The following is a 20,520-nucleotide window of genomic DNA, read 5'->3' on the forward strand; positions in this document are numbered from 1 at the left end:
CACGTTACCGCTCACCGCCGGTGAACCAGCGCATGTAAGGGTTCTGCGCGGTGACCGGCGCCAACGCCCGCGCCTCACGCATCCACGCCTGACGATTGCCGGTGTAAGCCAGCAACGACAAACCGTAGAAGCGCCGTAGCAATTGCCACTCCTCCTCCACAGCGGCAAGCTCGGATGGCTTGGCATTTTCAAGGGGCGGCGGTACTCGCAATGCCAGCAATGTCGGCAGCACGCGGGTGATCTCACGGGGCCGGACCCAGGGCGCGTACTCAATGCGTGGTCGATCATCGGTCACCGCTTGGGCATCGCCAGCGTAACGCTGCAGGCCCTGGGTATTGGTGACCCAGGTCGCCAGCAAAGCATCGACCGAACCCACCCCGACCTGCGCAAGCGCAGCAGCAATTTGAGGTTGCTCGAAACGTTGGCGGATTCGCGGGACATCCAGCTCTAGCGGTGATGCCGAGCCTATCAGAAGCATTTCATGAAACTCGGTGGTCCACAGCGAAGCATGCGGGAATACGTCGAGGAAGCTGCGAACCAGTGAGCGGCTGTCCTCGTCGTTCTGGGTTGGCAATGGCAGCCATTGGGCGACCAAGCCATGCTCCTGCAGCCGGGACGCCGCCAGCTGGTAAAAATCACGCGAGTAGAGGTTGACCACACCGGCGGCGGATGGTGGTGGCGGCTCCAGGGTAATCACGTCATAGCGCTGGGTACTTCGCAACAATTCGCGACGGCCATCACGCAGGCGGATGTCCAGGCGCGGATCATTCACCGCATCGTAATTGCCAGTAAACAGCGGTGCTGCCGCCAGCACCTGAGGCAGCAACTCGGCGACCACCGGGTGATCCAGGCCTGGGTAACGCAGCATCGCCCCGGCAGTGATGCCGGTACCAAAGCCGATCACCAGCGCCGAACGCGGTTCACCTCGATGCACCAGCAGCGGCAGCAATGCCTGCAGCCGCATGTAGCGCAGCGACGGCATGGCGTCGCCAGTGTTGGACACCCCTTGTATGTACAGGCGATTGAAAGCCTGACCCTGACGCTGCTGGTTGACCACCGCCACCGTACCGCCGCTGCCCTCTTGGTAGAACACCAGCTCGCCACTGCGGGCCCCAGGCAACAGCTGCGACAGCCGTTGAGGCGGGGTGAGCATGCCGGTGACCAAGGTCGCCGCACCTACGACCAGTACCGCTACCCGCAGCCCCGTGCGCACGGCCTCGCCACGCCACACCGCCACCGCGCCGATAACCGCAGCCACGACAGCGAGCACAACGAGCGTACGGACCAGCCCCACTTCAGGAACGAGGACGAACCCTGTGATCATGACCCCGGCGATACCGCCCAGGGTGTTCAGCGCCACCACCACGCCCACGTCCCGGCCGACCCGGCCACTGTCCACGGCCAGGCGCAATGCCAAGGGGAATGCAGCACCAAGCAAGGTGGTGGGCACAAACACCACGCACAGAGCCGCGGCGGCAAAACGTGCGCACATGCCCGCCAGTTGACTGCCGGTCAACTGCAGCACATGGCTTTCCAAGGCCGTCTGCAGCAGGATCAGCCAGCGCCCGAGCCCGGCGACCTGCAGCAATGCCAGCAACCCCGCGCCCGCGATCAGCAGGCCGAAGAGCCCCCAAGGGTCCCGGATGCGGTCCGCCCTGCGCGCATACAAGGCACTACCCACCACCAATCCGGTCAAGTAGGTGGCAAGCACCACCGAGAAGGCAAACGCGCGGGTGCTCATGAACTGGACGATCGATTGCGTCCACACCACTTCATAGCCCAGCGCAACGCCGCCTGCCAGGCAGTACAGGGCCAAGGCCAGCCTGGCTGGCGACGAGCGCGGTGGTGCAGCAGGTGCCGACGTCTTCGGCAGCGGCTCATCCTTGCCTGCTCCAAGCCAGGCACCGAGCGCCGCCAACAGGTTCAACGATGCCGCCACACAGGCGGCCCCGGTTACGCCCAACAGGGGCAACAAGACGAACGCTGCCACAAGGGTGCCGCCAATGGCCCCGGCAGTGTTGGCCGCGTACAGCCGCCCACCCGCCTCGCCCATCCGGCCTGCGCCTGGGCTCATTGCACGCACCAGCACCGGTAGGGTCCCGCCCATCAGCAACGCCGGTAGCCCCACCAGGGTAGAAGGCAGCAGCCAGGCCAGCAGGCCTGCGCTGGCTTCCAGCCGTGCGAACAGTGCGGCGCTCTGCGCCAATGCCAGGGTGGCGGCAACGCCCAGTAGCGCCACTGCCAACTCCAGGCCAGCATACAACCTGACTGGTCGGCGCAACCGGTCGGCCCAGCGGCCGAACAACAGGCCACCCAGCGCCAATCCGGCAAAAAAAGCACTGATGCCCGCAGTGATGGCATAGACCTCAACCCCCACCACCAGTGACAACTGCTTGACCCAAAGCACCTGGTAGATCAGGGCGGCACCGCCGGAGACAAACAGCAGTGCCGCTGGCAGCAGCCATTGCAGCGGCGCCGGCCGTTCGGTGGATTCAGGCGTGTCAGCGCGGGTCAAATTCACAACTGCGGGCATCGCTAAACCTTAGCGGACTCACGGTCATGTCCGCACGAGTAATCAAAGAGTGCGCCCGCCCAAGGCGGGCGCGGCCCATCGCTACTGTTTATTCATCTTTTCTTCGATCTTTTTGTCCACGTCAGACTGGATCTGGTCGATGCTGAAGCTCGCCGGGCGTTGGCTCGGTGGGTAGTCGACAAAAGTCTGCAGGAACCGCGCGGCCCTTTGAGTCCCCTGGAAGAACAGATAGTCGTTCTTGGTCAGCCAGTCGTAGTACTGGTCGGATACGATATCCGCACGTTCGTACGGGTCCATTCGCAGGTTGAATAGTTTCGGTGCACGCAGGCAGGTGAATGGCTCGCTCCAGACAGCGAATCCGCCCGGCGCCCGCTGCTCGCAATAGACGATTTTCCAGTCGTTGAACCGCATCCCTACCAACTCACCGTCGTCGTTGAAGTAGTAAAACTCTGTACGAGCACTTTTGTCAGTCTTGCCGGTGAGGAAATCCAGTTGGTTGTAGCCGTCCAAGTGCACCTTGAAGTTCTTGCCACCGACATCTGCGCCTTTTAGCAGGCGATCCTTGATGTCAGTATCACCCGCGACGGCCAGTAAAGTCGGGAACCAGTCGAGCCCGGAGAACATTTGGGTGGTGACCGAGTCGGCTTTGATCTTGCCAGGCCAGCGCACTATCGCCGGTACTCGATAGGCCCCTTCCCAGTTGGAGTTTTTCTCGTTGCGGAATGGCGTGGTCGCGGCATCTGGCCACGACCACTGGTTCGGCCCGTTGTCAGTGGTGTAAACGACGATGGTATTGTCGGCGATCTTCAAGTCATCCAGCGCTTTCAGCAACTTGCCTACATCACCGTCATGCTCGAGCATGCCATCGGCATATTCGTTGCCGACCATGCCGCTTTGCCCTTTCATCGATTCACGCACATGGGTGAACGCATGCATGCGCGTGGTGTTCATCCACACGAAGAACGGCTTGTCGGCCTTAGCCTGCTTGTCGATGAAGTTGATCGCCGCCTGGGTGGTTTCGTCATCGATGGTTTCCATGCGTTTGCGGTTCAAGGCACCAGTATCCTCGATCTTTCCATCGGCGCTGGACTTGATCACCCCGCGTGGGGTGGTGGCCTTGAGAAATTCAGGGTCATCCTTGGGCCAGTAAGGGCGCTCTGGCTCCTCTTCGGCGTTGAGGTGGTACAGGTTGCCGAAGAATTCGTCAAAGCCGTGATTGGTCGGCAGATACTCATCGCGGTCGCCCAGATGGTTCTTGCCGAACTGGCCTGTCGCATAGCCGTGTGCCTTTAGAGCCTGAGCGATGGTCACGTCGCGGGCCTGCAGCCCCACCGGCACGCCAGGCATGCCGACCTTGGACAGCCCCGTGCGCTTGGCAACCTGGCCAGTGATGAAAGTCGACCGTCCTGCCGTGCAACTATTTTCGGCATAGTAGTCGGTGAACATCATGCCCTCTTTGGCAAGGCGGTCGATGTTCGGGGTTTGGTAGCCGACCACCCCTTGGCCATAGGCACTGATATTGGTCTGGCCGATGTCATCACCGAATATCACCAGAATATTGGGCTTTTCTGCGGCGTTGGCCGAGCACATACCCATTACCGCCGTTGCGGCAAGCGCGAGTGTCGGTATCCATCTTCTACTGGACTTCATAAGGCGATCTCTCCGTATCACGTTTACTGGCATGTGCCACGACTACGTTCACGGGCGGCCTACTGCTCGGCTGGTTCCCTGTGCCCCTGCGGTTTCTTCTTCAATGAACCTTGTTGCTTTCGAATGGGTAGATACGCTGCCATTCCCGGGCCATATCGACCACGGTCCAGTTCGCGCTTCTGGCAGCATCCAGGGCTTGATCCAGACGCCCGACCTTGCTGTTGCGATCATATGCCCACTCACGCGTGGCATCGGTGTGGTGGACCAACCCGGCAAAACGCTTGCCGCTACCTGCCATGGTCCACTGCAGCATCTGCAGGTCGCCGTCGGAATTGCCAAAGGCGAGTATCGGCCGCCGCCCGATGCGATCATTGATGCTGACCGGTTTACCGGGTCCGTCGTCGTTATGCACCAGCTTGGGCAACCTTTCGATCGACAATTTGCCGTTGTCATCGATGAAGCGGGCATCCAGCGTAGTGCCAATCACCTGTTCCGGCGGCACGCCATAAACCTCTTCAGCGAAGGCGCGCATGAAGGCGACCTCGCCGCCCGAAACGATGTAGGTCCTGAAGCCGTTGGCCCGCAGATACTGCAAGAGTTCGAGCATGGGCTGGAACACCATCTCGGTGTAAGGCTTGTGGCTGCGCGGGTGTACAGCCGTCGCCAGCCAACGCCGCGCATTGACCATGAAATCTTCGGTGCTGACCCCGGCGTGGGTCGCGGCGACGATCTTCAGCAGGCCCTCCATACCGCTGTCGGTCAGGGCCTTCTGGTCGCCCTCCAGCACAGCCTTGAACGGTTGCTGTGTGGCCCACTCCGGGTGATGGGGCGCGAGTCGCCTGACTTCGTCCAGGGCAAACAGCACTTCAAAATACAGTGGCTGTTCGCTCCACAGGGTGCCGTCATTGTCGAAAACGGCAATTCGCTCGGCCTCAGGCACATAATCGGTGCTGCCCTCGCTGGTCACAGCGCTGATGAAGGCTTCGATGGCTTGGCGTGAAGCGCCTTCGCGCCAAGAGGGCAACGGGTCCGCGGCCTGAACCGCCAAGGGCAGCAGGAGCAACAGCGTTATCCACCAACATGCGCGTCGCTGCTCGAGCATGAAGCATCCCTCCTCTTTGCAACCTACCTGTTCAGCCTTGACGCTCATGGATTAAGAGCCCTTAAACGGTTGCGATGACTGACTCGCCGTTCAGGCAATGCCGCTCGTCGGAGCGCAGGTAGCAGCGGGCCCAGAGACTGCGTGACCTGGTGGCTTTGGCTGCTTTTTCCATAGCGGTGCTGGAGCCAGTCTAGTAGACGCATTCGCAATGAGGCGGGCAAAGTTGAGGAAAATTCTGATACCGTGCGCTGCCCCGTAACGCGGCGGATCCACAAATACAGGCCGCCGAGCTGAGGCGGATTTTCTGCAAGCTGATTGCGGGCGAGTTGCCAGGCGTAGGCCGCCGACTGCAATCGTGCCGTACGCCGCGCTGCGTGCCAGGTTCCGAAATGCCTCCAGAGCACCTGCAACCAGGGGCGTCCGACATAAATCAGCGCCACGCCGAGGAACAGCAAACCCGCCGCCCACAACCAATGACCAGACAGACGTAACTGTGCCTGGCGGCCAAGCGCGCGCAGGTCCTGGTCGATGGAAAACGGAGCCTTATAGCCGCCGTTGATGACGGTGACATCGATCGCGGGCAACGTCGCGCGTCTGGCCTCACCGGTAGCTGCATCCCACCACTGCAGTTCGATAGCGGGCAACTGGTAGTGACCGGCGGCAGAGGCCACATAGTTGACGCTGTCTTCGCGCTGACCACCGTTCGCGCCCCCTCGGCCATCACTGAGCGCCTTGACAATGGGCGTTTGCACATAGCGCTTGAGGCCCTCCACCTCAAGCAAAGAAGGCGGCGGTATCAGCATCGCCTGCGTGCCCTCTGCACGGATCAGCACTCGGCGGGTAATGCTGTCACCTGCACGCAAGGGTAAGTGCGACAACTGCGTCTGTTGCTCAAGGGTGACATTGCGCGCTACCAGGCGATGTACGGTGGCATCACCGCCCAAGGCCTTGGCAACGAACGACAGCGGTTCACTGGTGAGGGTGACCGGCGTGTCCGACTGCCCCGGAAACACCTGAAAGGTTTGAGCAGGCAGTGTGAAGGTTTGAGCTGTTTGCGGGGTGATCTGGTAGGTATAACGCAACCCGAAAAAGGTCTTGCCATCGCGCTGTTCATTCAGATGCTGCGCTTCGCCGCTAGGCGCACTCACCGCAGCACCGGGTAACGCAATGGTCGGCAGCACCGCCGGCTGAGTGAACCAGGTATCGACCAGCAAGTCGACTTGCAACTCGAGCGTCGCGCCCACCACCGTATCGCCGGCGGGCGCCAGGCGAGCCTGCACCTGCGCGTCGGGGGCTGCCACCGCTAGCCACGGCAGACCGAGTAGCAGCAACAACAGCAAACGCCTCATGGTGTGCCCTCCGCAGCTTGCCGGGAGCTATCCTGAAGCAGGAACTTGCGTCGTAGAAACTGCGCCGGCGATGTGGTCAGGTTGTTTAGCCAGACCTGATCTGACGCCGCTTGCGGGGTTTGTTGCCGCTGTTTGACGCCTTTGGAGGGCGTCTGGTCTTCCACCACCTTGTCGGCCTTCTCGTCAGGGGTGCCCGCTTTTTGCTGGTCTTCGTAGTCTTTGAGCAGCGCCTGGGCCAGTGCAAGGTTGGCGCTAGCCTCGGCAAACGTCGGCTGCCGCTCCAGCGCCTGCTGATACGCCTGTATCGCCTGGGGAAACTTGAACTGGCGCACGTAGATGTTGCCCCGATAGAAAAAAGCCTCCGCGGTATCGATTTTGCCCAGACTGGCCAACGCGACGTCATACTCGGCTGCGTTGTAGGCGGCCAGTCCTTTCCAGTAAGGGTCGTTGAAATGCGCGGCGGCCTGTGGGTAATGGCCTTGCTCAAAGGCCCAGCGCCCCTGTTGGTCAGGGGTGAAGAACGCATCGGCAAAGGGCCCGGCCCGCGCCGTTTGCGGCTGCGTGCCCCACAGCAGCGCTAGCAACACAGTGGCCATCCAATGCACTTTCCATCCTCGACGCAGGCACAGCAGTGCAATCAACGCCACTGGCCAGCACAGCCAGTACCCGGCGTCCTTCCAGTGCACCTGCTGCGAGTCGCCTTGGGTTGCCTGAAAATGCTGCTGCGCATGCAGTTCGATCCAGTCCAGGTCGTCATCGTTCAAGGTCAGGCTGCCCAGCGGTCCGCTGACGGCTTTGGCCAGCCGTCGCAAGCCATCCTGGTCGAAATCTGCTCGCAGCGGGCGCCCGTCGGCGGCTATTCGGGCACGGCCCTGGGCATCGTGCAACACACCGCTGTTGTGGCTGCCGACCGCCAACACCATCACCTGCAGATCACTGCCCTGCAGCGCGTTCGCAAGTGTGGGCAATTGCTCTGCATCGGCGCCATCGGTAAGCAACACCAGCGTGCCAGGTACCTGCTCGGCTGCCAGCAAGCGTTTGGCCACCTCGATCACCCCGACCACATCCTTGCCCGGCCGTGCGATCAAGTCAGTGGCCAGTGCCTGCAGGAATGTGTCGAGCAGGTTCGGGTCGTCGGTCGCAGGCAATACCAAGTACGCACTGCCGGCATAGGCGATCAGCGCCGTACGCGCCCCAGCCCTGCGCATAACCAAGTCGTGCAGGGTGTGCTTGGCGGCTTGCAAGCGAGACGGTGGGACATCGTCGGCGTCCATCGACGGTGACAGGTCCAGCGCGAGTATCAACGGCGCACGGTTGTCGACGAATGCCGGGATATCGCGCTGCCATGTCGGCCCGGCGGCGGCCAGGGCGCCCAGGCCAAGTAGCGCTGCCAGCAAATGCACAGGCCGCATGCGCTGACGCTGCTGCGGCGTGATGATCAAGTGTTGAACCAAGTGCGGGGCGATGATGCCTTGCAATTGCCGCTTCAGGTCATGACGCCGCTGCCAGGCCCAAGGCAACAGCGCGGCCGGAATCCATAGCAATAACCAGTAGGGCCGTAGCAGGTGCAGCGCACTGAGATCGATGTTCATGTCACGGCCTCTCCAGCGCCGGCCGCGCCCGCAACCGGCCGGCCAGAAACGCCAGGCTGTGGCTCACGGCCAGCAACAGCAACGCAGCACCCAGCGGCCACCAGAACAAGTCACGCTTGGGTTGATGGCTGAAAGTCTTGACCGTGTGCGGGGTGATCCGGTCGAGCGTGGCATACACCTGAGCCAGCGCGCCGCGGTCATCGGCACGGAAGAACCTGCCGCCCGTGGTGCGTGCGATACTTTCAAGCGCCTGCAGATCGACTTTGTCTTCGCCGCTGGCCTGCGGGTCGCCGATGCCGATGGTATGGATCACGATATCCCGCTCACGGGCCAAGGCTGCAGCATGCTCGGGCGTGATCGCGCTGCCGGTATCATTACCGTCACTGAGCAACACCATCACCTTTTCCTGCTCCTTGGCCTGTTCCAACAGCTTGATGGCCAGGCCAATGGCGTCACCGATGGCGGTATTCGGCCCGGCCATGCCGACCCCGACCTCATCCAGCAGCAGCGACAGGCTGGCGTGGTCCAGCGTCAAAGGTGCCTGCGGATAGGCACCGGTGCCAAACACGATCAGGCCAATGCGGTCTTGTTTGCGCTGGTCAACGAAATCGCGCACCACCGCTTTGACTGCGGTCAAGCGGTCCACCTGCCGGCCACTGGCATCGGTGAAGTCCCTCGCCTGCATGGACTGGGAAATATCGATCGCCAACAGCATGTCCCGGATCGGCTGATTGTGCTCGATAGCCTTCTCCACCAGCACGGGGCGCGCGCATGCAGCCAAGAGTAAACCCCATACCAGCAAGTTGATCACCGACTGCCAACGGCCACCTGCGCCCGTCGAAGCGCTCGGGAGTTGGTTGACCGCGCGGCTCATGGCGAAGAAAAACGGCACCCGTAACGCGCTGTGCGCTTCTTGGTAGGGAGGCATGAAGCGATAGACGAGCCAAGGCAAGGGCAGCAGCAAGAACACCCAGAGGTAGTCAAACTGCCACATGATGCACCTCGATCCAGCGCCTGCAGGTGTGCACCAACGTGCGGAGTTCTTCATCGTCAAACGCCTGCACCTGCACGTCCGGTGCGTAGGCCAGGGTGTGCAGCTGCGCGGCAAACTGCACCGGCAAGGCAAAGCGTACCCGTTGCTGAAGAAAGCCCTGCCAATGCTGGCCTGAAAGGCTTTGCACCGGCGGCGCATCGGGCAGGGAAAGCGCAACCCGCTTGAGCAGTTCCGGCAGTTCACGCAGCGCCTGTATACGTTGTTCGGGGCTTTCGAGTGCCGCAACGAGCGCGTCCAGCCGCAGTAACGCCTCCCGCCGATAGCGGTTGGCCTGCCAGCGTCGCCAGGCGTACACGGCGCAACCAAGCCCGGCCGCCAGCACTATGGTCAACACCACCGCCCAGCCCCAGGTTTGCGGGACATAGCTGAACGGTGGCACTGGCAGCGGCAGTTCCTTGAGCTGGTCGGTGGACGCCACCGGCAGCCGGGCAGTCATCGCGCACTACCTGAAAGCCGCCCCAGTTCGCGCCGCAACTGCCCCGACACCTCGTCGCCGGTACTGATCATCATCAGCGGGATCTGGCTGCGCCGCAGTAGCTGGGCCACCTCCTGCAGGCGACCCGAGAGAAAGTCGCTCAATGGCCGATGCACCTGGCGTCGGCCGACCTCGAGTTCAACCTGCATCTCACCTTGGGTCACAGTAAGCCTCCCCTTGTCTGGAACCTCCAGTGCAATGGGGTCATACACCTGCATCGCAATCACATCATTGTGCGCACTCAACTGCCGCAGCAGCTTCAGGGTTTGCTCCGACGCCCCCGCAAAGTCACTGATGATGCACACCAAGGCATCATGCCCGGCAATGCCGATGGCCGTGCGCAGCATGTGGTCGAGCTGCCACTCTTGCTCGCTGTCCGGGCCTGCTGCGCTGAGCCGGTTGTTACTGCGCACCACTGCCGCGCAAAGGGCTTCCACCCGCGCGCGGCTGCGCAGCGGTTTGATGTGCACTATTTGGTGGTCATCGAACACCAGCCCGCCCACCCTGTCACCGGCCTGCAGGGCGATCCATGCCGACAACGCGGTGATTTCTGCAGCGGTGACCGACTTGAAACTGCGCTGTGAGCCGAAGTACATGCTCATGCGTTGATCGACCAGCAGCAGCGTTGGCCGGTCACGTTCTTCGGTGAAGGTGCGCACAAACGGTTTGCCATAACGCAACGAGGCACGCCAGTCGAGGTGGCGCAAGTCGTCTCCGGGGATATACCGGCGCAGCTCGTCGAAGCTCAAGCCCCGGCCACGCAGGCGCGAGGCATGGTTGCCCGCCAGGATGCTCGCCAGCGGCTGGCGGGCGACGAAACTCAAGCCCCGCGCGGGGTGCTCAAACGCCATCAACTGAGCGAGCGAAGCGTAGACGAAGCCGTCCTGGGTCGGTTGCATCGGCTTTCTCCGTTCAGGCCGGGATCGCCACTTTGTCCAGTAGCCGGTCGATCACCTGGTCGGCGTCGACACCATCGGCGACCGCGTCGTAGGAGAGCTGCAACCGGTGACGCAACACCGGATGGACGACCGCACGGACATCGTCCGGGGTGACGAAATCCTGCCCTGTCAGCCATGCATGGGCGCGCGCCACCCTATCCAGGCTGATACCACCACGGGGGCTGGCGCCGATCTTGATCCAACGTCCAAGGTCTGAGTCGTGCTCCAGCGGATGGCGGGTGGCGTTGATCAGATCGATCAGGTAACGGTCGATCGCAGGCGATACTGCGATGCTGGCGATTGCACTGCGAGCGGCGAACACCACCTCCTGGGCCAGACGCTCAGGTGCAGGCCGAGGGCGCCCGGCCAGTTGCTCCTCATTGCGCACCAGGCGCAGCACTTGCGTTTCATCCTCGACCCTGGGGTAGTCCAGTTGCAGCTTCATCAGAAACCGGTCCATCTGCGCTTCGGGCAACGGGTACGTGCCCTCTTGCTCGATCGGGTTCTGGGTTGCCAGCACCATGAACAGCCCCGACATCGGGTAGCTCTGGCCGGCCACGGTGATCTGCCGCTCTTCCATGGCCTCCAGCAAAGCGGCCTGGACCTTGGCCGGCGCGCGGTTGATCTCGTCGGCGAGAATCACGTTGCCGAACAATGGCCCAGGTTGAAACTTGATCTCATTGCCCTGAGGGGTCTGCTGCAAAATTTCGCCACCGGTAATGTCCGATGGCAGCAGGTCGGGGGTGAACTGAATGCGCCGCATACTGGCTTCCAGGTGCGTGGCCAAGGCTTTGACAGTGCGCGTCTTGGCCAGCCCTGGCAGGCTCTCCAGCAGGACGTGACCATTGGCCAGCAAGCCAAGGATCACGTGGCGGATAGTTTGCGCCTGGCCGAGCACGCTCTTTGCCACACTGGCCTCTAGGGCGACAATTTGCTCACGTATATCCACAGATACAGTCCTAGTCAGCCGGGGTATCGGTAGGACGCCCCATGAATGCTCGCAACTGCTGAGGGCGACGTGGTAAATCTAGACGCTCGCGTCGCCAATGCCAGGTCAATTGGAACTTTCGTACTTTTGCCAATACGGCTCGATGCTTTGCAAGCGCGGGTCCTCCGGCGCCGCTTTACGCATCCTCAGCACATACGCGTAAGCTTCACGACGCTCACCGGCCAAGGCATGCAGATAAATCAGCGAATACAGCAAGTCGGCGTTGTCCGGCGCTTGCTCCAGGCCTCGCTGCAGGGCCACCAAGGCTTCATCACGGCGATTCAAACGCGACAGCAGCAAACCCTGGTTGTAGCGAATGCGGGTGTTATCCGGCACCGCTACGGCCGCCGTTTCCATCCATTGCAACGCCTCTTCGGGTTGGCGCCGCTCCACCAGCAGCAGTGCCAACATGTAAGCCAGATTGCCGTGGTCGGTGGCAGGCATGTTGCCCAGTGCCAGGCCTGCGCGCAGCACTTTTTCTGCATCATCGGGTTGTTGTTCGGCCATTGCCAGGTTGGCCAGGTTGACTCGCGCCGGTACAAAGTACGGGTCCAGCCGCAGTGCCTGACGGTATTGCTCCATGGCTTCCTGCTGACGACCCTGCCGACTAAGCAGCACTGCCAGATTCAACCGCCCCCCGGGCAGATCCGCATTCCCCCGCAGGCGCTTCTCGTAGTCGGCCAACGCAGTGCTGAACCTGTCTAGGGACTGTGCAGGCAGGTTGTCTCTAGGCACATCTGCGAGCGCCCTGATCGTCTCGTCACGCACAGCCAAGGCGGGGTCTTCGAGCAATGGCAACAACGGTTTGATACGCTGCTCCGCTGGCAGACTCATAAAGCCCGACACGGCATATGCACGTACCAATGGGCTGGGATCCTTCAACGACCATCCCAGGCTGATGAGGGCCTGCGGCCCCAGATCGGCCATCTGCTCAGCGGCGGTGGCGCGCACGATGGTTGGCTTGCCTTTGTCTGCCAGCACCGTATTCAAGAGGCTCAACGTGATGCCTTCACCATTGCGCACTGACTGGAACGATTCGCCGAACAGTACCGGCCGGTGCGGTTCGCCAAACCATCCTTCGATAGCCTTGGCTGCCCAAGCCGGTTGCTTGTCCGTGTGGCAGGCCGTACAGGCGTCGGGGCTGTCCACCTTACTGGCGAGGTCTGGCCTCGGGATGCGCAAGCTGTGGTCGCGACGGGGGTCGACCACCATGTAGGTCTTGGTCGGCATGTGGCATGCGACGCACTGAGCGCCAGGGCTGCCTGCGACATGGTGGTGATGGGCCGGGGTATCGTAATCCTTGGCTTGCAACGTCGCGAAACGGGCTATGGGTGGGTTACCGTTGTGGCATTGCAGGCACAAGCCGTTGCCTTCGACTTTTACCTTGCTGGTGTGCGGGTTGTGGCAATCGGTACAGCCGACCCCGGCGTTGTACATCTTGCTTTGCGTAAACGAGCCATACTCGTACACCTCGCCGTCAATCTGGCCGTCGGCGTGATAAAGCCCGCTGCGCAACGTCGCCGGCAAGCTCTGGTCGAGCTGCGGATGGCCCGGGAGCTGGCCGACACCTAGGGTCTGCCTACGGCTGTGGCAGAAGGCGCACTGTTCGACCTGGCCCTGGCTGCCCAACGCCTTGTAGTCAACGGCCAGGCCTATATCCTTGGCTGACGCATAGGTTTGCCCGTCTGCTACACCTTTGTTCGCCCAGTCGACATGCGCCTGGCCAGGTCCATGGCAGCTCTGGCAGCCGACGTTCTGCTCTTTCCAGGTGGTAGCGAAACTGTCCTGGCGATCGTCGTAGTTCTTCAGCAGCCGGGTGGAGTGGCAGTCTGCGCACATACCGTTCCAGTTCTGGTAGCGCCCAGTCCAGTGCAACGGGTCATTGGGGGCGAAACGTTGTCCCGGATAAAGCGAGAACCATCGCTGCCCACCCTCGCCTTTGGCCCGGCTGTCCCAAGCGATGGTCAGGGCCTGCAGCCGGCCTCGTGGCAGCGCCACCAGATACTGCTGCAGCGGATAGTGGCCAAAGGTGTAGAGAATCTGGAAGTCCGCTGGCTGGCCATCCTCACCTTCGGTGGTCACGAAGAAGCCCTTCTGCTTGCGGAAAAAGCGCGCCGTGACGCCTAATTCGTTATAGACAGCGTTCTTGAAATTGCCGAGCACGTTCGCATCGCTGGCCTCGCGCATCGCCCACCCGTGATCCGAATCTTTCCACGCCTGGGCTTGCGATGCATGACAACCCAGGCACGTAGAGGTCGCTACATACCCTTGCGCGTCGCTCGAAAACTTCGGCAATTGCTCGTGGACCTCAGTGGCTGCCCTGACATTGGCAGCGGTAAAGAGGAGCATCAGACATGTACATCCCACAACTAACGCCTGCAACAACCGGCCGCTTTTTCCGTAACAACGCCCCATCCGTTAGCTCCATGGTCAAGCGAATCAAGGCCTGTGCCAAGCTCTTCTGATAATTTCCGCGCCTACGCCTGGTTGAACAGGCTAGCTTAGCGCTCCAGGTAATACAGGTAACCCTCAGAAAAATATCGACTATGCTCCGCTCGATCGGCCAACTTCGGCCAGCACAATAAAGAAGGCTGATGTTGGAGGTATTAGGTTGAACGTTAATGGCTATCCGTTGTTCGCATTTACATTGCTGATGCACACCGGGCTCGCATACGCCGATGACTCAGCCGAACTGGCCAAGAAGGCACTCAATCCGGTTGCCGCAATGTACAGCCTGCCGATGCAGTATAACTGGGACCAGAAAATGGGACCGAACGGCGACGGCACTCGAAGCCTGACGAACATTCAGCCGGTGTTACCGTTCAACCTCAACGAAGAGTGGAACGTGATTTCACGCACGATCCTGCCGGTGATCGATCAGCACGGCCTCGGAGGTGGCGCCGACAAATCTGGTGTGGGCGATATCACCCAGAGCTTTTTTTTCTCGCCCAAGCAGCCCACTGCAAGTGGCTGGATACTTGGCGCAGGGCCTGCGCTGCTGATTCCCACCGGTAGCGATGATGTCCTGAGCAATGAGCAATGGGCACTCGGCCCCACCGCTGTTGCCTTGAAACAATCCAACGGCTGGACGCACGGCATACTCGCCAACCACCTCTGGGGCCTCGAAGGCAGCCCGGCGGATGGCAAGCAGAAGGTCAATCAAACCTTTTTGCAACCGTTCTTTTCGTACACCAATAGCACGCTGACCACTTTTGGTATCAACAGTGAATCGAGTTACGACTGGCAATCCCGAGAATGGTCGGTACCTGTCAACCTTACCGTCACTCAGTTGTTGAAGATTCAGGGCCACCCCCTCACCCTGCAAGCCGGACCACGCTATTGGCTGGATTCACCGGAGTACGGGCCGCAAGGCTGGGGTTTTCGCTTCGCTGTGACATTGCTATTTCCGCGCTGAGCGCGGGACGCGCAGTTTCACCAGGCATACTGAAACCGTACCGTCCAAGTGTTGATGTCGGGTGAACCGGTCTGCTGCGAAACCGTGTCCGAGTAGGCGAGCAGGCCGCCAAATTGCGGGGACAGCATGAACCCCAGGCTTGCGCCTAGCACCGTGTTTTCCTGCTCGTTGTCCTGCTTGGCACCGCTGATTTTGGTTTCCCCACCTTTGCTATAGGTCGCATCCAACGATACCCAGAGCGCTCGGTTGATGGTATAGCTATAGTGTCCCTCAATGGCGCCGAGCGGGTCCTGTTCCAGCTTCTGGTTGCCCAAATAATCGTCGTTGTCGCCGTACAGTGAAACCCAAGTATTCAACTCGATCCATGTGTTGCCGATGGGGTGGCCAAAGGCGAGTTCGGGTTTGATAACCCACCGGTTGGAGCCAATGTTGATGATGCGATTTTTGTCGTAATCCCCTGTCGGCGCCGTCACCCACAAGGCGCCGGAGAGAAAGGTCTCGGGCACCCATTGCTGGAACTCTTGTTGATTTAACGCAGGCGCACCAAACAGGTTGTGAACCAGAACGATCTGGGTATCGCCCATTCCGCCATTATGCCGGGTTCCGTCAAAGAACCGGCCATTGTCGAAAGACGCCTCGACATCCGCATACGGCTGTATCACCTGAAACCCCGAAGAGCGCCCAGCAATGTCCATCGTGCGTGCATAGCGCAACAGGTACAAGTCGGCATCAAGCGATAAACCATCCAGTGGCAGCGCAGTGTCGATCGGCGTATTGGTATCGATCTTGTTGTAGTAGCCGAAAAGCATATTCAGGTCTTTTGGCAGGTTTTGCCAATCCCGTGCGTTGTCCGCTTGCGCGCCAGTGCTGGACATGACAGCGCAGACGCCCAGCAAGGTGGGCTGATACCATAGGGGACGATTTGGGGAAAGGGGCATATCCCACCTCAACGGATTCAATTGAAGACACGGGGCGAACCTGCAATGCCGACGATGTGTGTTCGGTCGGCGGAAGTATTCGCCCAACCAGCATAGACGCTCGGCGATCAGTTCAAGCCCAATGGGCTGCATCATGCCGGTGTTGAAATTGGCAAATAGCTCTTTCCTTCCTAGTATGAATTCGGCATGCCATTGCCAATGGTGCCGTGGTCGTCTCTGACCAAGGAATAGAGAATGCCGTTTCCCATCGCCGCTCACTATTGCCTTCCTCTATGTCTCGCCTTGGGCAGCCTCGTCGCCCACGCTGAACAGGAGGCAATTAACCAAGATCCCCAATTAGTCCGAGTGCTTCTGGCCGCAGAGCTGGAAACTACTCTGTCCAGCCAGATGAGCGGCACCCTGGGCGAGCTCAAGACCCGCTTCGGTGAGCACGTGACCAAAGGCGCCACCCTGGCTCGTTTCAACTGCAACGAGGCCCAGGCGCGCGGCAAGGTGGCGGTGGCCGAACTGGCCATGGCCCGGCAGAATCTGGAGGCCAAGAAGCAGCTGCGCAAGCTAGACGCCGTGGGCGATATCGAAGTGGCGGCTGCCAATACCGAAGTACAGAAAGCCGACGGCACGCGCGCCATGGGCGAAGCGCAGATGAGCTATTGCCAGGTGATGGCGCCGTTCTCGGGCCATGTCGCCAAGGTGTACGTCAAGCCTTATCAGACCGTCAGCGCCGGCACACCGCTGTTCGATCTGGTCAGTGACGGCGCGTTGAAGGTGCGCCTCAATGTACCGTCCAGCCAATTGAAAGACCTCAGCCCCGGCCTGCCCCTTCAAGTAAGCGTGCATGAAACCGGCAAGACCTACCCGGCCAAGGTCAGCGTGATCAACTCCCGGGTCGATGCCGTGGCGCAGACGGTGGAGCTCGAAGCGCGCTTCGATCAGCGCTACCCCGAGCTGATCGCCGGCATGAGCGGCACGGCGCGGTTCGACCATGACCGTGAATAGGCCGCTGCCGCACCCACAGCTGTTGCTGCAGTTGGATGCCCTGCGCGACAAGGCCATGGCCGCCCAGACGCTGAACGCGCTGGCATTCAGCATGGCCAACGACCTCTACCCGCTGCTGCCCTTTCACCAGTCGCTGGTGTTCGAGCAAGGCAACAGTGGCCTGGAACTGCTGTGCGTGTCAGGCTTGGCGCGGCCCACCGAGGACTCGCCCTACCTGGTGTGGCTGCGCCGGGCCAGCCGCTGGCTCGGCGGGCGCTTGGTCGATGTGCAGCCCGCCTGGTTGACCCACGATAATTGCGCGCCCCCTGAAGACATCGCCGAAGGCTGGGCCGAATGGTGGCCCGCGGGCTTGTGGTGCCTACCGGTGCATGGCCCTGCTGGCCAACGCCTCGGCGTACTGGTCTTGCTGCTCGAGGAGGCCCCGCCCGCGGTACTGCACCAGCAACTCGAAGGCCTTGTCCGCACCTGGGCCTACTGCTGGAGCGCGCTGACCCGGCGCCGGCGAGTCAGCCGCTGGCGCCCCAGCCGCCGTCAGTGGCTGATCACGCTGCTGGTAGTCGCCGGACTGTTGCTAGTGCCAGTCAGGCAGACGGCGCTGGCACCGGCGCAGATCGTTTCGCGCCAGGCGCAGATCGTCAGCTCGCCAATTGATGGCGTGATAGCCCAGGTGCTGGTGCGCCCCAACCAGCCGGTGGACGCTGGCACGCCGCTGCTCACCCTCGATGAGACCACCTTGCGCAGTCGCGCCGAAGTGCTCGGCAAGGAAGTCGCGGTGGCCGATGCCGAGTTGCTGGCGGCCAGCCAGCGAGCGTTCGACAACCCGCAAAGCAAGAGCGAATTGACCCTGCTGCAAGGCCGTGTCCAGCAACGCCGGGCGGAACTTGCGGCGGTGCAAGCGCAGCTTCGGCGCACCCAGGTCGTGGCGCCACGCGCCGGGGTGGCGGTGTTCAGCGACCCCAACGACTGGCTCGGCAAACCGGTGTCGACCGGCGAACGCATCATGCACGTGGCCGACCCGGCGCAACCGGCCATGCAGATCCAGTTGGCGGTGGCCGATGCCATCGCCCTGGAGCCGGGCGCCGAAGTCACGCTGTTCCTCACCGCCTACCCGCTCAGCCCGCTCAAGGGCAAGATCCTTGAAACCAGCTACCAGGCCAAGCCCAGCGATGACGGTGTGGTCGCCTACCGCCTGATGGCGAGTATCGACGAGCAGGCCGAGCATGCCCGCCTCGGCCTGCACGGCACGGCCAAGCTGTACGGCGGCCGGGTGATGCTCGGGTACTACCTGCTGCGTCGCCCACTCGCCTCGCTGCGCGCCTGGAGTGGCTGGTGATGCTAGACCTTACCGACCTGCCACTGCCGCCGCTGCGCGAGGACCTACGCCTGTGCGAAGCCGCCGACAGTCGCGAAGGGGAACCGGCGTGGATGATCCACGACACGGTGCTCAACCGCTTCTATCGCATCGGCTGGCTGGAGTTCGAGTGCCTGCTGCGCTGGGGCCAGACACCGCGACAGATCAGCGAACAGATCTCACGTGACAGTGCGTTGAAACCGGATGTCGAGCAGGTGCTGGCGTTACGTGGCTTTCTCGAACACCACCATCTGCTGCGCCCCGGCGCCGAACAACTGGCCAAGCTGCAGGCGGCGAGTGAAGCGCGCACCTGGTCGAGCTGGCGCTGGTGGTTGCACCACTACCTGTTCTTCCGCGTCCCACTGTTGCGCCCGCAAGCGGGTTTGCAGCGCTTGGCGGCGGCCCTGGGCTGGCTGTTCCATCCGCTGACCGGGGTGCTGGTGGTGAGCCTGACGCTGCTGGGTATCATCCTGGTGATGCAGCAGTGGGACAGTTTCACCCATGCCGTGGTGGAGTCATTCTCCACCGAAGGCTTGCTCAGCTTTGCCCTCGCACTTGTGGTCGCAAAAACCCTGCACGAGCTCGGCCATGCGCTAGTCGCCACGCGCCAGGGCCTGCGCGTCGGGCACATGGGCGTGGCATTCCTGGTGCTGTGGCCGATGCTGTATACCGACACCGGCGAAAGTTGGAAGCTCAAACACGCCAGGCAACGGCTGGCAATTGCTTCGGCGGGCATCGTCACGGAGCTGTCCCTGGCGGGCCTGGCGACGCTTGGTTGGGCCTTGTGTGACGATGGTGCGCTGAGCAACGCCCTGCTGTACCTGGCCACCACCAGCTGGGTGCTGTCGCTGGCGCTCAATGCCAGCCCGTTCATGCGCTTCGACGGCTACTTCATCCTCAGCGACCTGCTGGATTTTCCCAACCTGCACGAACGCGCCTCGGCACTGGCGCGCACGGCCTTGCGGCGGAGCCTGCTGGGGCTCAACGACCCGTGGCCCGAGCCGTTCCCGGTGGGGCAGCGCCGGCTGTTGATCGCCTTCGCCTTTGCCACGTGGTTGTACCGTTTGGTGCTGTTCCTGGGCATCGCCGTGGCGGTCTACCTGTTCTTCTTCAAACTGCTGGGGATCGTGCTGTTCATGGTCGAACTGGCCTGGTTCATCGCATTGCCGGTGAAGCGTGAGTTGAGCCACTGGTGGCAGCAGCGTGCACGCATTCCGGGGCGGCGCAAACAGTTGATCTATGCCTGCCTGGGGCTGGCCGTGCTGGGCCTGGCGCTTCCTTGGCACAGCCAGGTCGATGCCGTGGGCGTAGCTCGTGCGCAACACCAGCTGCGCGTCTACACCCCCTACCCTGCACGGCTGCAAAGCCTGCACCCGGCAGGGCCCATCAAGGCCGGCGAGGTGCTCGCCGTGCTCGACGAGCCAGATCTGGACTCGCGCCTGCGCAGCAGCGAAGCCAGTGCCCGCAGCTATCAAGCGCGCTTGTCCGGGCTGCTCGCCGACCCTGCCGGGTTGGCCGAAGATGCCGCCACCCAACAGCGCCTGAATGTGCAGAACGAGGAAGCCCGCGCCGCACGCAGCGAAATCGCCCGGCTGAACCTGCAGGCACCTTTTGCGGGCGTCTGGTTGGACCTTGAACCAGACTGGCGTCCCGGCCAGTGGCTGAACCGCCAACAAGCGCTGGGTATCCTTATCGACCCTGACCACTGGCAGGTCGATGCCTATGTCGCTCAGGACCAGGTCCATCACCTGGCCGTTGGCAATGCCGTGAGGTTCTACCCTGAAGGCCAGGCCACGGCACTGCGCGGCAAAGTGCTGGCCATCGGCAGCACGCGTGCCGGGCAGCTGGCCCACCGCATGCTTTCCTCGCATTTTGGCGGCCCGGTACCGACCACCAATGAGCCTCTGGTCCCCAGCAACGCTTTGTTCCAGGTACTGATTGCCCTCGATGAGCCGCTGACCACGGTGCGCGAAACCCGCGGCAAGCTGAAGATCGAAGGGGAAAAACGCAGTGTGCTCGGCGAGATGGGCAAATGGCTGCTGGGTGTCGGGCTGCGTGAAAGCGGGTTCTGAACAGTGCCTTTCGGCGCCTGCTCTCCCGCGCAAATGAAACCCGACTACGATTGCTTAAGCCTCGCAA

Annotated in this window: 15 protein-coding genes; 4 read left to right on the forward strand and 11 right to left on the reverse strand. The window is 61.9% G+C overall.

The genetic code is table 11. The features are described from left to right. Positions 1-4 precede the first annotated feature (4 nt). From ACZ6YA_RS10740 to ACZ6YA_RS10785, 10 genes are all read right to left on the reverse strand, one after another. Positions 5-2,533, reverse strand: a complete 2,529-nt coding sequence (locus tag ACZ6YA_RS10740) for a spermidine synthase (protein WP_465897083.1) — start codon at positions 2,531-2,533, stop codon at positions 5-7. Between the two features lie 81 nt (positions 2,534-2,614). Further along, complete coding sequence (locus ACZ6YA_RS10745; protein ID WP_465897084.1) at positions 2,615-4,183, reverse strand: arylsulfatase; 1,569 nt, start codon at positions 4,181-4,183, stop codon at positions 2,615-2,617. Positions 4,184-4,283: 100 nt separating this feature from the next. After that, positions 4,284-5,285 (reverse strand): HAD family hydrolase, encoded by a 1,002-nt coding sequence (locus tag ACZ6YA_RS10750; RefSeq protein WP_465897085.1) that lies wholly within the window; start codon positions 5,283-5,285, stop codon positions 4,284-4,286. Between the two features lie 44 nt (positions 5,286-5,329). Further along, positions 5,330-6,634, reverse strand: coding sequence for a hypothetical protein (locus ACZ6YA_RS10755; protein ID WP_465897086.1), 1,305 nt, complete (start codon positions 6,632-6,634; stop codon positions 5,330-5,332). Further along, a complete protein-coding gene (locus ACZ6YA_RS10760; RefSeq protein WP_465897087.1) occupies positions 6,631-8,226 on the reverse strand; it encodes a VWA domain-containing protein in 1,596 nt (531 codons plus the stop codon). The genes ACZ6YA_RS10755 and ACZ6YA_RS10760 overlap by 4 nt, the downstream gene beginning before the upstream one ends. Position 8,227: 1 nt before the next feature. Continuing rightward, on the reverse strand, positions 8,228-9,220 hold the full coding sequence (locus ACZ6YA_RS10765) for a vWA domain-containing protein (RefSeq protein WP_465897088.1): 993 nt from the start codon (positions 9,218-9,220) through the stop codon (positions 8,228-8,230). Next, positions 9,207-9,716 carry a DUF4381 domain-containing protein gene (locus ACZ6YA_RS10770; protein ID WP_465897089.1) on the reverse strand — a complete coding sequence of 170 codons (510 nt, stop codon included), beginning with the start codon at positions 9,714-9,716 and terminating at the stop codon, positions 9,207-9,209. Before ACZ6YA_RS10770 ends, ACZ6YA_RS10765 begins: the two co-directional genes overlap by 14 nt. After that, complete coding sequence (locus tag ACZ6YA_RS10775; protein ID WP_465897090.1) at positions 9,713-10,654, reverse strand: DUF58 domain-containing protein; 942 nt, start codon at positions 10,652-10,654, stop codon at positions 9,713-9,715. Before ACZ6YA_RS10775 ends, ACZ6YA_RS10770 begins: the two co-directional genes overlap by 4 nt. 13 nt (positions 10,655-10,667) lie before the next feature. Beyond that, positions 10,668-11,642, reverse strand: a complete 975-nt coding sequence (locus ACZ6YA_RS10780) for an AAA family ATPase (RefSeq protein ID WP_465897092.1) — start codon at positions 11,640-11,642, stop codon at positions 10,668-10,670. 105 nt (positions 11,643-11,747) lie between these two features. Next, complete coding sequence (locus ACZ6YA_RS10785) at positions 11,748-14,096, reverse strand: tetratricopeptide repeat protein (RefSeq protein WP_465897093.1); 2,349 nt, start codon at positions 14,094-14,096, stop codon at positions 11,748-11,750. A gap of 238 nt (positions 14,097-14,334) precedes the next feature. Here ACZ6YA_RS10785 and ACZ6YA_RS10790 point away from each other — a divergent pair, with 238 nt between their 5' ends. After that, on the forward strand, positions 14,335-15,096 hold the full coding sequence (locus ACZ6YA_RS10790; protein WP_465897209.1) for a transporter: 762 nt from the start codon (positions 14,335-14,337) through the stop codon (positions 15,094-15,096). A gap of 17 nt (positions 15,097-15,113) precedes the next feature. Here ACZ6YA_RS10790 and ACZ6YA_RS10795 read toward each other — a convergent pair whose 3' ends face one another. After that, complete coding sequence (locus ACZ6YA_RS10795; protein ID WP_465897094.1) at positions 15,114-15,971, reverse strand: transporter; 858 nt, start codon at positions 15,969-15,971, stop codon at positions 15,114-15,116. A gap of 297 nt (positions 15,972-16,268) precedes the next feature. Between ACZ6YA_RS10795 and ACZ6YA_RS10800 the strand changes: the two genes are divergently transcribed. From ACZ6YA_RS10800 to ACZ6YA_RS10810, 3 genes are read left to right on the forward strand one after another with little or no spacing between them, the layout of a single operon-like run. Next, positions 16,269-17,030, forward strand: coding sequence for an efflux RND transporter periplasmic adaptor subunit (locus tag ACZ6YA_RS10800; RefSeq protein ID WP_465897095.1), 762 nt, complete (start codon positions 16,269-16,271; stop codon positions 17,028-17,030). Continuing rightward, entirely contained in the window at positions 17,017-18,363 is a 1,347-nt protein-coding gene (locus ACZ6YA_RS10805; RefSeq protein ID WP_465897096.1) for an efflux RND transporter periplasmic adaptor subunit, read from the forward strand. Before ACZ6YA_RS10800 ends, ACZ6YA_RS10805 begins: the two co-directional genes overlap by 14 nt. Further along, positions 18,363-20,453: a site-2 protease family protein gene (locus ACZ6YA_RS10810; protein WP_465897210.1), complete on the forward strand. Its 2,091-nt coding sequence runs from the start codon at positions 18,363-18,365 to the stop codon at positions 20,451-20,453. The genes ACZ6YA_RS10805 and ACZ6YA_RS10810 overlap by 1 nt, the downstream gene beginning before the upstream one ends. Positions 20,454-20,520: the final 67 nt, after the last annotated feature.

This window comes from Pseudomonas sp. NPDC090752, from assembly GCF_055584805.1.